The organism is Candidatus Alcyoniella australis, from assembly GCA_030765605.1.
GTDB classification, from domain to species: domain Bacteria; phylum Lernaellota; class Lernaellaia; order JAVCCG01; family Alcyoniellaceae; genus Alcyoniella; species Alcyoniella australis.
Genome location: JAVCCG010000088.1, coordinates 1 through 13,212 on the forward strand (window position 1 = coordinate 1; position 13,212 = coordinate 13,212).

Annotated in this window: 10 protein-coding genes; all 10 read left to right on the top strand. The window is 65.6% G+C overall.

Annotated elements, in window-relative coordinates; all coding sequences use genetic code 11:
- The first annotated feature begins 113 nt into the window (after positions 1 to 113).
- Positions 114 to 995 carry a methylenetetrahydrofolate reductase gene (locus tag P9M14_09650; protein ID MDP8256002.1) on the top strand — a complete coding sequence of 294 codons (882 nt, stop codon included), beginning with the start codon at positions 114 to 116 and terminating at the stop codon, positions 993 to 995.
- 11 nt (positions 996 to 1,006) lie between these two features.
- Complete coding sequence (gene folE2 / locus P9M14_09655) at positions 1,007 to 1,810, top strand: GTP cyclohydrolase FolE2 (protein MDP8256003.1); 804 nt, start codon at positions 1,007 to 1,009, stop codon at positions 1,808 to 1,810.
- Positions 1,800 to 3,731: an ASKHA domain-containing protein gene (locus tag P9M14_09660; protein MDP8256004.1), complete on the top strand. Its 1,932-nt coding sequence runs from the start codon at positions 1,800 to 1,802 to the stop codon at positions 3,729 to 3,731. The genes folE2 and P9M14_09660 overlap by 11 nt, the downstream gene beginning before the upstream one ends.
- The gene (locus tag P9M14_09665; GenBank protein MDP8256005.1) at positions 3,728 to 4,501 is read left to right on the top strand and encodes an AAA family ATPase; all 774 of its coding nucleotides are present in this window, start codon (positions 3,728 to 3,730) and stop codon (positions 4,499 to 4,501) included. The genes P9M14_09660 and P9M14_09665 overlap by 4 nt, the downstream gene beginning before the upstream one ends.
- A 35-nt stretch (positions 4,502 to 4,536) precedes the next feature.
- Complete coding sequence (locus P9M14_09670) at positions 4,537 to 5,475, top strand: acetyl-CoA decarbonylase/synthase complex subunit delta (protein MDP8256006.1); 939 nt, start codon at positions 4,537 to 4,539, stop codon at positions 5,473 to 5,475.
- 83 nt (positions 5,476 to 5,558) lie between these two features.
- Entirely contained in the window at positions 5,559 to 6,647 is a 1,089-nt protein-coding gene (locus P9M14_09675; GenBank protein ID MDP8256007.1) for a hypothetical protein, read from the top strand.
- A 5-nt stretch (positions 6,648 to 6,652) separates the two neighbouring features.
- Positions 6,653 to 8,857: an acetyl-CoA decarbonylase/synthase complex subunit alpha/beta gene (gene acsB, locus P9M14_09680; protein MDP8256008.1), complete on the top strand. Its 2,205-nt coding sequence runs from the start codon at positions 6,653 to 6,655 to the stop codon at positions 8,855 to 8,857.
- Positions 8,858 to 8,873: 16 nt separating this feature from the next.
- The gene (gene acsC / locus P9M14_09685) at positions 8,874 to 10,223 is read left to right on the top strand and encodes an acetyl-CoA decarbonylase/synthase complex subunit gamma (GenBank protein ID MDP8256009.1); all 1,350 of its coding nucleotides are present in this window, start codon (positions 8,874 to 8,876) and stop codon (positions 10,221 to 10,223) included.
- Positions 10,224 to 10,251: 28 nt separating this feature from the next.
- Positions 10,252 to 11,139 carry a dihydropteroate synthase gene (locus P9M14_09690; GenBank protein ID MDP8256010.1) on the top strand — a complete coding sequence of 296 codons (888 nt, stop codon included), beginning with the start codon at positions 10,252 to 10,254 and terminating at the stop codon, positions 11,137 to 11,139.
- A 40-nt stretch (positions 11,140 to 11,179) separates the two neighbouring features.
- Positions 11,180 to 12,949 carry a YgiQ family radical SAM protein gene (locus P9M14_09695; GenBank protein ID MDP8256011.1) on the top strand — a complete coding sequence of 590 codons (1,770 nt, stop codon included), beginning with the start codon at positions 11,180 to 11,182 and terminating at the stop codon, positions 12,947 to 12,949.
- Positions 12,950 to 13,212 lie beyond the last annotated feature (263 nt).

Here is a 13,212-nt window from a genome sequence, read left to right on the forward strand (position 1 = left end):
CCGCCTCGACCAAATCCGCACGATCCAGCCTCCCAAAGACCACAGCGCAACCACCCGGCCCGGCCGCCAACGTCATCCGGCGTTCGACGCCGACGGCTCGGAGGACTGAGGCAATGCCGCGCTCGTTGCGCCAGGCATTGGACGAGGACCGCTTTGCGATCACCGCCGAAGTCGGACCTCCCAAGGGGACCGACGTCGGGCGGTTAATCGAGCAGATCGAGCTGCTCAAACCCGAGGTCGACGCGCTGAACGTCACGGACAACCAGTCCGCGGTGATGAAGCTCAGTCCGCTGGCGGCCTGCAAGCTGATCGTGGACCGCGGCGGCGACGCGGTGCTGCAACTGACCTGCCGCGACCGCAACCGCCTGGCGCTGCAATCGGATCTGCTGGCAGCCTGGGTGCTGGGCGTGCGCAACGTGCTGGCGCTCAGCGGCGACTACGTGCTGGTCGGCGACCACCCCCAGGCCAAGCCGGTGTTCGACCTGGACAGCGTGCAGCTTCTGCAGACGATCGAGCTGCTCAACGCGGGCCGCGATTTGGCGGGCAACGAGCTTAGGGGCGGCACCGGATTTCTCGCGGGCGCGGCGGTGACGCCCGAGGCCGATCCGCTCGAGCCGCAGCTTTTAAAATTCGAGAAGAAGATTGTGGCCGGTGCGCGCTTCTTCCAGACCCAGGCGGTGTTCGACGTGGAGCGCTTCGAGTTCTTTATGCAAAGCGCGCGCAAACACGAGGTCAAGGTGCTGGCCGGGATCGTGCTGCTGGCGTCGGCGCGCATGGCGCGCTATATGAACGAGAAGGTTCCAGGGATCGAAGTTCCCGACGCGCTGATCGCCCGCCTCGACGCCGCGGGCAAGGACGGCGCGCTGGAGGTCGGCATCGAGATCGCCGCGCAGACTATCCGCAGGTTGCGGCAAGAGCAGATTTGCGATGGCGTGCACGTGATGGCCATCGGCCGCGAACAACTGGTGCCGCAGATTTTAGCGGCAGCGCAATAGCGAGGGAGCAGGTGAGCAAGCGCGATTGGATCGACGTGGCCAGCCAACCCGACGAGCGGAATATCCCCATCGACAAGGTCGGCGTGAAGAACGTGCGCTACCCGATCAAGGTCCTCGACCGCTCGCGCGGGACCCAGAGCACGGTGGCGGCGTTCAACATGTACGTCAGCCTGCCGCACAGCTTCAAGGGCACGCACATGAGCCGCTTTATCGAGATCCTCAACGAGCATCGCGGCGAAATCTCGACCAAGAACTTCAAGCAGGTACTGCGCGAGATCCGGCACCGGCTCGACGCCGAGGCCGCGCACCTCGAAGTCGAATTTCCCTACTTCATCGAAAAGCAGGCGCCGGTGAGCAAGGCGATGGGCCTAATGGAGTACCGCTGCTCGATCGTGGGCACCCTGCGCGCGGACCGCTACGACGTGGTGGTCACGGTGCGCGTACCGGTGACCACGCTCTGCCCGTGCTCCAAGGCGATCTCCGAGCGCGGGGCCCACAACCAGCGCGGCACGGTGAGCATCAGCTTCCGCTTCGACAGTCTGGTCTGGATCGAGGAGATCATCGAGCTGGCCGAGGGCTCGGCATCCAGCGCGGTCTACTCGATCCTCAAACGCGAGGACGAGAAGTACGTTACCGAGCACGCCTTTGACAACCCGGTCTTTGTCGAGGACGTGGTGCGCAACGTGGCCCAACGCCTGCGCGAAATGGCGCACATCACCTGGTACGCGGTGGAGGTGGAGAACGACGAGTCGATCCACAACCACTCGGCCTACGCCTACGTCGAGCACGACAAACGGGAAGCCGATGGCCGATAACGTGCGCGTCACTTTCCTGCCCGACAACGTCTCGACCCTGGTCGAACGCGGCGCAAGCGTGCTTTCGGCCGCGGTGCGCGCAGGGGTGCACATCGACGCGGCCTGCGGCGGCAGCGGGACCTGCGGACGCTGCAAAGTGCGCGTACTGCAAGGCCAGACAAGTTCTCCGAGCACTTCGGCGCTGAGCGCCGATGAGGCTGCGCGCGGTCTGGTGCTTGCCTGCCGTTGCGAGGTTCACAGCGACGCGTTGATCGCACTGAGCGAACAGGCGCGGGTCGAACCCTCGGCGCTCTCAAGCGTCCCCGCCGCAACTGCTGCCGGACCGGGTGCCGCAGAACATGCACCCGCAGAGTTCGTCCTGGACCCGCCGGTATCCCGTCTCGACCTTGAACTCCCCGAACCGACCCTGGCCGACAACGTGGGAGATCTCGAACGCGTGCTGCGCGAGGTCAAACGGCAGCACGGCATCAACGTGACCCAGATCGATCCGATGGCGCTACACGGATTGGGCACTGCATTGCGCGAGGGCGACTGGCGCGCGACCGCTATTGTGCGTAGCGAGTCCGGCCAAACCCCGCGGCTGTTGGCGATCCAATCCGGACTACGCGGCGCGGGCTGCGCCCTATCGCTGGACATCGGCACGACCACGATCTGGGGACGGCTGGACGACTTGGCCAGCGGTACGACCCTGGCCACGGCCTCGGACTACAACAGCCAGGTCTCGCTGGGCGAAGACGTAATCACGCGCATCGTGCATGCCGAACAGCCCGGCGGGCTGCAACGGCTGCAACAGTCTGTAGTGCGCACGATCAACGGCGTGCTCTCGCGGCTGATCCAGGACGCTGGAATCGCGCGCCACGACGTGGTGCAGGCCACGGTCGCGGGCAACACCACCATGACCCACCTGCTGTGCGGCTTTGATCCGCGCTCAATCCGACGCGCGCCCTACGTGCCGCTGGCAAGCAGCTTCCCTCCGCTGCGCGCGGCCCAGTTGGGGATCGAGCTTCCCGAGCAAGTGCCATTGCGGGCGCTCAGCGCGGTATCGAGCTGGGTCGGCGGCGACATCACGGCAGGGGTATTGGCCTCGGGCCTGGACCGCGATCCGCGGCTGACGCTCTACGTCGATTTGGGGACCAACGGCGAGATCGTGGTCGGCAACAACGAGTGGATGGCCAGCGCCTCGTGCTCTGCCGGCCCGGCGTTCGAGGGCGGCGGCGTGGGTTGCGGTGTACGCGCAGCGGCCGGAGCGATCAACGCCTTTCGCATCGACCGCGCGACCTGCGAGCCGATGGTCGTAACCATCGGCCAAGCTCCGGCAATCGGCGTGTGCGGCGTGGGGCTGGTGCAGATGCTCTCCGAACTTTACTGCGCCGGGCTGCTCGAGCCCAACGGCCGTTTCGCCGATCCATCGCGAAGCCCTCGACTGCGCGAGCGCGACGGCCGTACCCATTACGTAGTGGTCGAGGCCGCCAACTCGGCCGACGGCGTAGAGATCGTACTGAGCGAATCCGACGTGGAGAACGTGCTGCGCGCCAAGGCGGCGATGTACGCCGGGATCGTCACCGTGCTCGAGCAGGTCGAACTGAGTGTGGACGATTTACAGCGGGTAATCATCGCCGGCGCGTTGGGCAACTTTCTCGATCTGCAAAGCTGCGTGCGCATCGGCCTGTTCCCGGACATCGCGCGCGAACGCTTCAGCTACATCGGCAACGGCTCACTGCTCGGTGCGCGGGCCGCGGCCCTGAGTCGCGAGGCGCTGGAGCGCAGCGAACGCATCGCCGGTTCGATCACCAACATCGAGCTGGTGGACAACGCACGCTTCATCGATAACTACACCTCGGCGCTATTCCTGCCGCACACCGACCTCTCGCGCTTTCCCAGCGTCGCGTCGGATCGCCGCGGCTGCGGAGAAAAACGATGACAAAGGTTATCGCGCTGGCGGGCAAGGGCGGCACGGGCAAGACCACCGTGGCCGGGATGATCGTGCGGCGGCTGGTGGAGCGCTGGCCCGGGCCGGTGTTGGCCCTTGACGGCGACGCCAACGACAACCTGTCCGAGACCTTGGGCCTGGCGCGGCGCGGCAGCATCGCGGGCGTAACCGACGAGTTCGCGTCACAGCGCGACGACCTGCCCTCGGGCATGACCAAGGAAGCGCTGCTGGAAATGCGGGTCAGCGCCTCGATCAGCGAGGGGCGCGGAATGGACCTGTTGGTGATGGGCCACCCCGAGGGACCGGGCTGCTATTGCTACGTCAACAACGTGCTGCGCTCGCAAATCGAACGCCTGCAATCGAACTACCGTTTTGTTGTGATCGACAACGAGGCGGGGATGGAGCACGTCAGCCGCCGCACCACGCGCAAGATCGATTTACTGCTGCTGGTGGCCGACTATTCGGCCAAGTCGCTGCGCGCCGCGACGCGGGTTGCACAGGTCGCACGCGAGCTGGAGCTGGACGTGAAACGCACCGGGCTGATTCTCAATGGTGCGCCGCAAGATCACTCGGCGCTGGAGCCCGAGCTGCAAGCGACCGGCCTGGAGCTGCTGGCCGTGCTGCCTCACAGCGACCGTGTGCGCGACAACGACGTGCAGGCGCGCTCGGTTTTTGAGCTGCCGCAGGACGATCCGGCGCTGGTCGCAACGGCCGAACTGGTTGACAGGCTGGTCGCGGATATCGCAGTTTCTCAGGGTTGAATCCCGAGGCGAATCGACAGAGAGGAGTTGGATCGATGGCCGATTTTCCCAAGGTCGAGTCGAGCGGCTCGATCAATCAGCAGCGGCTGGGCGAGGGCGAGCATGGCCTGTCTCTCGGCGGTCAGGCGGCTTACCCGTTTCATACTTTCGACGGGTCGATCCCCAATCCCCCGGCCCTGGCCCTCGAGATCCACGATCGCCCGCCGACTGATTGGCCTGAGGCGCTCAACGAGATCTACTCCGAGGTCTACGCCGACCCCGCGAATTGGGCCCGCAAGTGCGTCGAGCTTGGGGCTGACGCGCTGGTGCTGACCCTGACCAGCATCGACCCCAACGGCGACGATGCTTCGGCCGAATCCGCCGTGGAAACGGTCAAGGCCGTGGCCGCGGCGATCGACAGGCCGCTGATCGTCTGGGGCGTGGACAACGAGCCCAAGGACGGCGAGGTGCTGCGCGCCGTGGCCGAGGCAATCGACGGCCGACGGCTGGTTCTCGGCCCGGTGGTCGAGGGCAACTACAAGCAGGTCGGCGCGGGCGCCATCGGCTTCAAACACATGGTGGCGGCCAACTCGCCGATCGACATCAACCTGGCCAAGCAGCTGAGCATCCTGCTGGGCAACCTCGGGGTACACGAGGAAGACATCCTGATCGACCCCACCACCGGCGGCCTGGGCTATGGCCTGGAGTACAGCTACTCGGTGATGGAACGGGCGCGCATCGCGGCCCTGGTGCAGGGCGACGAAAAGCTGCAGTTCCCGATGCTGAACATGGTCGGCAAGGAGGTCTGGAAATCCAAAGAGGCCAAGGTGTCTGCCGACCAGCAGCCGACCTGGGGCGACGCTCGCGCACGCGGCATTTCCATCGAGTGCATCACCGGGGTCAGCCTGCTGCTGGCCGGTTCCGACCTGCTGGTGCTGCGCCACCCCGAATCGCTCAAACGACTGCGCGCCTACATCGCGCAGATGGTTCAGTAGTCATGGCCGCGAATACAGAGGACCGCTCGCTGCTACATGGATTGCGTGAGCTCGCCGCGCGCTGTGAGACGGCGGCCGGGCAGTTGAGCGATCGCGCCCCAAGCGAGGCGTTCGACCGGACACGCCTTCTCGCGCTGGCAACAGAGCTCGGAGTTCAGGTTGCCGAGCGCTCCGCAGCCGACGTGGCTGTTGATGTGGCGCAATGCGCTCTGGACTGGCTGGGCGATGGCGAGCAGGCCCCGTTGCTGATCGACCGCGCACCGCCAAAGCGCCGCGAGGTTTGGCAGGCCCACGCAGCGACGCCGCGTGGCATGACCCGCGAGCTGGCCGAACTCGAACGCGATCCAGCGGGCGCTGCGCGAGCGGCACTGGCCGGAGTATGGGGCGCACAACTACTGAGCACGGCCCTTGACGACGCAACGCTCGGCCCGCCGCAGCCGCATGTGGCTGTGGCCGATGACACGCTAAAGTACGTGACCGGGTTCACGCCCGAAGCGATCGTCTACGCTCTGGGCGGCACGTTCCGCGGCTCGCTGGAGCCGCTGATAAGCAACATTGTCGACGGCCACGTGCGCGGAGTGGCGCTGGTGCTCGGCGAGCCCACGGCCGCGGGGCAGGCTCACGTCGAGCTGATCAAGGAATTGATCAAGCGCGACGTGCTGGTGCTGCTGTGCGGCAACGCCGAGAGCGAGTGCGCATCAGCGGGCCTGCTGACGCCCGATACGGCAGTTGAAATGTGCGGCGAGCGGCTGGCCGAGGTCTGCCGCGCGGTGGGGATCGGGCCGGTATTATCTATGGGCGCAAGCGTCTCACGCGGCCTAAGCGCATTGTGCGCGGTGGTGGACCAGGGCGGACTGGGCGACATCGCGGCCCTGCCCATAGCCTGCGCCGCTCCGGACTGGGACGAGGCCGCCACTCTGGCCCAAGGCTGCGGCCTGGCGGCAAGCGGCGCGCTGTTCGTGCTCGGCGGACCGTCGGCCCAAGGCCCTGAAATCGAAGCGCTGGCTACAGCGGCGGTTGATCTGGGCGGCGGATTTTTGCAGCAACCCGATCCGTTGACGGCCGCGAAGCTAATGCTGCAACAGATCGATGACAAGCGCCGCGAGCTGGGAATCGACCGCGCAACCGAGCGCGTGCTGATGGACATGTCCGATCGCCGGGCGTTGGAGTAGTAACGATGTCGAAGATCGTCGCATCGCTGGGGATACAGGGCGCACAGCAGATCATCGAGCGCGCGACCGCCGCGCTGGATCGGGCCGTGACTGCCCACGGTCTTGATTGCCCTGTCGGGTTTCCCAACACCGCCTACTTTCTGCCGGTGACCTACGGCATCCTCGGGATCAAGGTCGAGCGGCTCGAGCAAATGCGTCCGGCGCTCCAGCGCTGTTGCGAACTGCTGCCCGCTGCGCCGGACGAAGACGTGCACCTGCCCTACCTCGGACCGGCGCTCGACGCGGGCATGGCCGCGCTGATCGGCGAGGAACTGATCGAGGCGATCCGCTGCGTGGAGCAGCCCGAGCTGTACCTCGGCGGCGAGGAGATCGACGGACACAACATTTGGCTCGGCGCTGCCGACGATGTGGTGCTGCGCAAACGTGGCGTGGAGTTCGTCGACGGATCCGCGCCGGGCTTCGCCGCGATCCTCGGATCAGCCCCCGATCCGCAGACCGCCGTGGCGATCGCCGAAGAGCTACAGCGTAAGAACCTCTACGTGTTTATGGCCGGATCGTCCAACGGCACGACCTTCGCCGAACAGCTGGTGCAATCCGGAGTGCAGGTCGGCTGGAACACGCGGCTGGTGCCCTTTGGCAGCGAGGCTTCGGCCGCGGCCTACGCCTTCGGCTTTGCCACACGGGCGGCAATGAGCTTCGGCGGCATCGGCCCCGGAGAGTTCAGCGCGATCCTGCGCTACAACAAAGAGCGGATTTTCGCCTTTGCCCTGACCCTGGGCGCGATCACCCCCGAGTGGGCGGCGATCGGCCTGGGCGCGTTGAACTACGGCTTCCCGATCATCGCCGACAGCGCGGTGCCCGAGGTGCTGATCAGCGGCGTGTGCACCTACGAGCACCTGGTGGCCGACGTGCCCCACGAGAGCATCGTCAGCCGGGCGATCGAGGCCCGCGGTCTCAAAGTTCAGATCAGCGAGGTGCCGGTGCCAGTGGCCTACGGCCCGGCGTACGAGGGCGAGCGCGTACGCGGCGAGGATATTTTTATCGAGATGGGCGGCGGCCGCACGCCGGCCGTGGAGTGGACAACGTCGCTGCCGATGAACCAGGTCGAGGACGGCGACGTGCAAGTGATCGGACCAAAGCTTGACGATTGCGAGCCGGGCTCGCAGCTGCCGCTGGCAATCAAGGTCGAGGTCGCCGGACGCAAGATGCAGCCGGACTTCGAGCCGATCCTCGAGCGCCAGATCCATCACCTGCTGAACTACGCCCAGGGCGTAATGCATATCGGCCAGCGCGACCTGCTGTGGCTGCGCGTCTCGCGCGCGGCCGCGGCCAAGGGCTTCGAGCTGGCGCACCTGGGGCGCATCCTGCACGCCAAGTATCACGAGGACTTTGGCAACATCGTCGACAAGGTTCAGGTGCGGATCTACACCGAACGCGACGACGTGCAGCGCGTGCTCGATCAGGCCCAGGCGGTCTACCTCGAGCGCGACGAGCGGATCAGCGGGATGACCGACGAGCAGACCGATCCATTCTACTCCTGCACGCTGTGCCAGAGCTTCGCGCCGGCGCACGTCTGCATCGTCACGCCCGAGCGCGCGGGACTGTGCGGCGCCTACTCCTGGCTCGACTGCAAAGCCTCATTCGAGATCAATCCCACCGGCCCCAACCAGCCGGTGCACAAAGGCGAAACCCTTGACGCGGCCTTCGGCCAATGGGCCGGGGTCAACGAGTTCGTGCGTAAAGCCTCGCGCGGCAAGATCGAGCGCATCGACGCCTACAGCATCATGCGCGAACCGATGACCGCCTGCGGTTGCTTCGAATGTTTGGCCGCGGTGCTGCCGCTGTGCAACGGAATCATGATCGTCGACCGCGACCACAGCGGCATGACGCCCTGCGGCATGAAGTTCACTACGCTGGCCGGTACGGTCGGCGGCGGGCAGATGACTCCGGGCTTCCTGGGCCACTCCAAACTCTACATCAGCAGCCGCAAGTTCATCTCAGCCGAGGGCGGCATCAAGCGCTTGGTCTGGATGCCGCGCAAACTCAAGGAAGAAATCCGTGGCCGCTTCGAGCGCCGCGCCGCACAGCTGGGAATCCCCGATCTGCTCCAGCGCGTGGCCGACGAGACCGTGGGCACCACCGAGGAACAAATTTTGCCCTTCCTCGAACAGAAGCAACACCCGGCGCTGACCATGGACCCGATACTCTGACGAGGTAACGATCGATATGGCGCTATCAGGAATCCAGATCTTCAAGCTACTGCCCAAGACCAACTGCGGCGAATGCGGCGTGCCGACTTGCCTGGCCTTCGCCATGTCGCTGGCCGCGAGCAAGGCCGAGCTTTCGCAGTGCCCCTACATCTCGGACGAGGCCAAGGCCGCACTGAGCGAGGCCAGTGCTCCGCCGATCCGCACGGTGACCGTGGGCGCGGGGCGCGGCGAAATCAAACTCGGCGGCGAGACCGTGCTGTTCCGTCACGAGAAGACCTTCGTCAACCCGCCGGGCCTGGCGCTGTTGATCAGCGACGAGTACGACGACGCCGAGATCGACGCGCGCCTCGAGCGCTTCGAGCAGCTGCGTTACGAGCGCGTGGGGTCCGAGCTACGCGGCGACATGCTGGCGTTGCAGTGCGACAGCAACGACGCCGAACGCTTTGTTCACTTAATCGAGCGTACGCGTTCAGCCGACGGCGCGGCCTTCGTACTGATCGCCAAAACCGCCGAGCTGCTCGACGCCGGAGCCGCAGCACTGGCCGGTATGCGTCCGCTGCTCTACGCGGCCGACGCGCAGAACCTCGATGCCGTGGCCGCGGTTGCTAAAGATCGCGGCTGCCCGGTAGCAATCAAGGCCGATAATCTCGAGGGCGTGGCCGCGCTGACCGCGGCGCTCGAGGCCCAGGGCATCCACGATATCGTGATCGACAGCGGCGCGGCTGATATTAAAACCGCGTTCGTCGACCAGATAGCGATCCGCCGCGGCGCGCTGCTGGCCAAGAACAAGGCCTGGGGTTACCCGACCATCAGCTTCCCCTGCCGCACCGCGTCCGATGCGTTGGACGAGGCCCTGCACGCGGCGACGTTCATCGCCAAGTACGCCGGGATCGTAGTGCTCTCGGACTTCCGCGGCGAGACGCTGCTGCCGCTGCTGCTGCAACGGCTCAACATCTACACCGACCCCCAGCGGCCGATGGTCACCGAACCGCGGATCTACGAGATCGGCGCGGTGGACGACAGCTCGCCGTTGCTGGTGACCTGCAACTTCGCCCTGACCTACTTCATCGTCTCGGGCGAGGTCGAGGCCAGCCGCGTTCCGGCGCGGCTACTGGTGATCGACACCGAGGGGCTCTCGGTGCTCACGGCCTGGGCCGCGGGCAAGTTCGCCGGCGACCTGATCGGCCAGGCGATCAAGAAAAGCGGGCTGGCCCAAAGCAGCTCCAACCGCAAGGTGGTGATCCCGGGCGTAACCGCGGTAATCAGCGGCGAGCTCGAGCAGGAGCTGGGCGACGAGTGGGAAGTGCTGGTCGGACCGCGCGACGCGCCGAACCTCACGCCGTTTCTCAAGCAGCTTTGCGGCTAGCACTCCGAAATTTTTTACGGAGGGCCCGATGAAGACCGTTGCCGAGAACATGAACATCATGTCGCGCTCCATCGGCGCGGCGATGCGCGAGCGCGACCCTGGGCCGATCCGCGAATTGGCCGCGCAACTGGCGCAGGCCCAGGTCGATTACATCGACGTCAACATCGGCCCGGCGCGCAAGGAAGGCCCGGAGCTGATCGAGTTCGTGGTGCGCGAGGTGCAGCAGGCGGCGCAGCGGCCGCTGTCGCTGGACACGATGAACCTCGAGGCGATGCGCGTGGGCCTGGCGGCCCACGACGATAGCTGGGGACCGCCGCTGATCAACTCGATCATGGCCCGTCCCGAACGGATCGAGGCCCTGCTGCCGCTGGCGGTGGAGCGCGGCGCGCAGTTCATCGCCCTGCTCTATGGCCCCGAGGGACTGCCGCGCGACGCTGAGGAGCGCGCGGGCCTGGCCGCGACGTTGCAGATCGCTGCGATCGAGGCCGGGGTGCCCGAGCAATCGATCTGGTACGACCCGGTGGTGGTGCCGGTCAACTCGCAGCAGGCCGAGCTGCAAGGCTGCACCGAGTTCATGATGCTGCTGCCGGACATCGCGCCGAACTCGATGTCGATCTGCGGCCTGAGCAACGTGTCCAACGGCGCTCCCAGCAAGCTGCGTCCGCTGCTCAACCGCACCTATTTGGCGATCCTGCGCCACTGGGGCGCCAAGTCGGCAATCGTTGACGGCCTGGATTCCGAGCTGCTGCGCCTGGCGCGCGACCAATGGCCCGAGCTCGACGCGTTGATCGGCCGAGTGGTCCAGGGCGAACCTATCGACGAGGGTGCGTTGTCGCGCGACGAGCTGGATTACGTCAAGACCGCGCGCGTGCTGCTCGGGCATTCGCTGTACTCCGACTCCTGGCTCGAGCTCTGAGCGATCCCCTTACCCCGCGGCGCGCTGCCCGGAGGAAACGTTGACCCACCTGCCGATCGATCTTAACCAGGCCCGCGAACGCGGTTGGGACGCGCTTGACGTGGTGCTGGTCACCGGCGATGGCAACGTGGACCATCCGGCGTTTCCCGCGGCCCTGCTCGGCCGCTGGCTGGAGCATCACGGCTATCGCGTGGGCCTGATTTCGCGTCCCGATGCGCGCGACCCAGAATCGATCGCGACCCTGGGATTGCCGCGGCTGTTCTTCGGCGTGACCTCGGGCGCGCTGGACTCGATGGTCGCCAACTACACCGCACTCAAACGCCGCCGCTCGGACGATCCCTTTGCCCCGGGCGGCAAAGCAGGCGGCCGACCGGACCGCGCGCTTATTGCATACTGCAATTTAATTCGACAGCGCTTCGGCAAGTCGACCCTGATCGTGGCCGGTGGGATCGAGGCTGGTTTGCGACGCTTCGCGCATTACGACTTTTGGTCCGAAAAAGTACGGCGGCCGTTGCTGATGGACTGCGGAGCCGACGTGCTGGTGCACGGCATGGGCGAGGGCCCGCTGCTGCAAATCGCCCGCAACCTCGAACAGGGCCCGTCCGACCGCGAATCGCGGATCGACTCCCTGCGCACGATTCCCGGAGTGGTACACCGCACGCCGCGTAGCGCGCCCCCGCCATCCGATGGCCTCGAACTGCCCTCGAGCGAGCAGGTGGCCGCTGACCCGCGCACTCAAGCTCAGGCGCATCAGCTCGCTACGAGCAATGCCGGACGCGTGCTTTGGCAGGACTGCGGCGGCATGCGCGTGATTCACAACCCGGCCTGGCCCACGGCCACGAGCGCCGAGCTCGACACGATCTACAGCCTGCCCTTTACCCGCGATCCGCACCCGTCGCTGCACGGCTTGACCGTGCCCGCGCTTGAACAGGTGCGCTTCTCGATCACCAGCCATCGCGGCTGCTTCGGCGGGTGCGCGTTCTGCGCGATCAACGCGATCCAAGGCCACAGGGTATCGAGCCGCAGTCGTGAATCGATTTTGTCCGAGGTCGAACGCATCGTGCGCCACCCCCAGTTCCGCGGCACGATCAACGACCTGGGCGGACCAACCGCCAACTTCTACGCCATGGGCTGCACGCGCGATAAGCCGTGCGACCGGCGCTCGTGCCTCTGGCCCGAGCCCTGCGGCAAACTGCGCGCGTCCAATAATGATTACATCAAACTGCTGCGCGCCGCGCGCAAAGTTCCGGGGGTAAAACACCTGTTCGTCACCACCGGCCTGCGCACCGACCCGGCCGTGCTCGGGCCCGAGCTGATCCGCGAGCTGGCCGCGCACCACACCAGCGGCCTGATCAAGGTCGCGCCCGAACACGTCTCGCCATGCGTGCTCGAGCTGATGCACAAACCGCCCATCGCCGGGTTCGAACGCTTTTTGGAAATGTTCCGGAGCTTCTCCCGCGAGGCGGGCAAAAAACAGTACGTGATTCCCTACATCATGGCCGCGCACCCGGGCTCGAGCATCGACCAGATGATCGAGGTCTATCACTTCCTCAAACGCCACAATTTGCGAGTGGAGCAGTGCCAGATCTTCACTCCCACCCCGGGCACCGACTCGACAGTGATGTACGCCACGGGCCTGAACCCCGCGACCCTGGAGCCGGTCTTTGTGGAACGCGACCCCAAGCGGAAAAACCGCCAAAAGGCGCTGATCCTCTACCACCTGCCCGAAAGCCGCCGCCTGCTTGGTGAGATTCTTAAGGGGGCGAAACCCAAGCAGCCCGAGAGCAAAAAGCCCACACGCCGACGCTGACCCCCGAATCCATTGAAATTTCTACTCGGTGATGGTTATTGACATACAACCGGGTGATATCCCGCTTGTGGGTTCGCTACGAAGCATACAAAGCGGTTGAAGAAATGGCCCTGGGCACACGGACACAATACTTATTCACAGCCCTTGATCCAACAAGCAATCATTAAGTATTGTGTCCCCGGAATTATCTACAAGGTAGCCCGATTCAGCCATGCTCGCAACATGCTGATTTCATTGCCGGACGAGTTTTGGCGAGGGACACG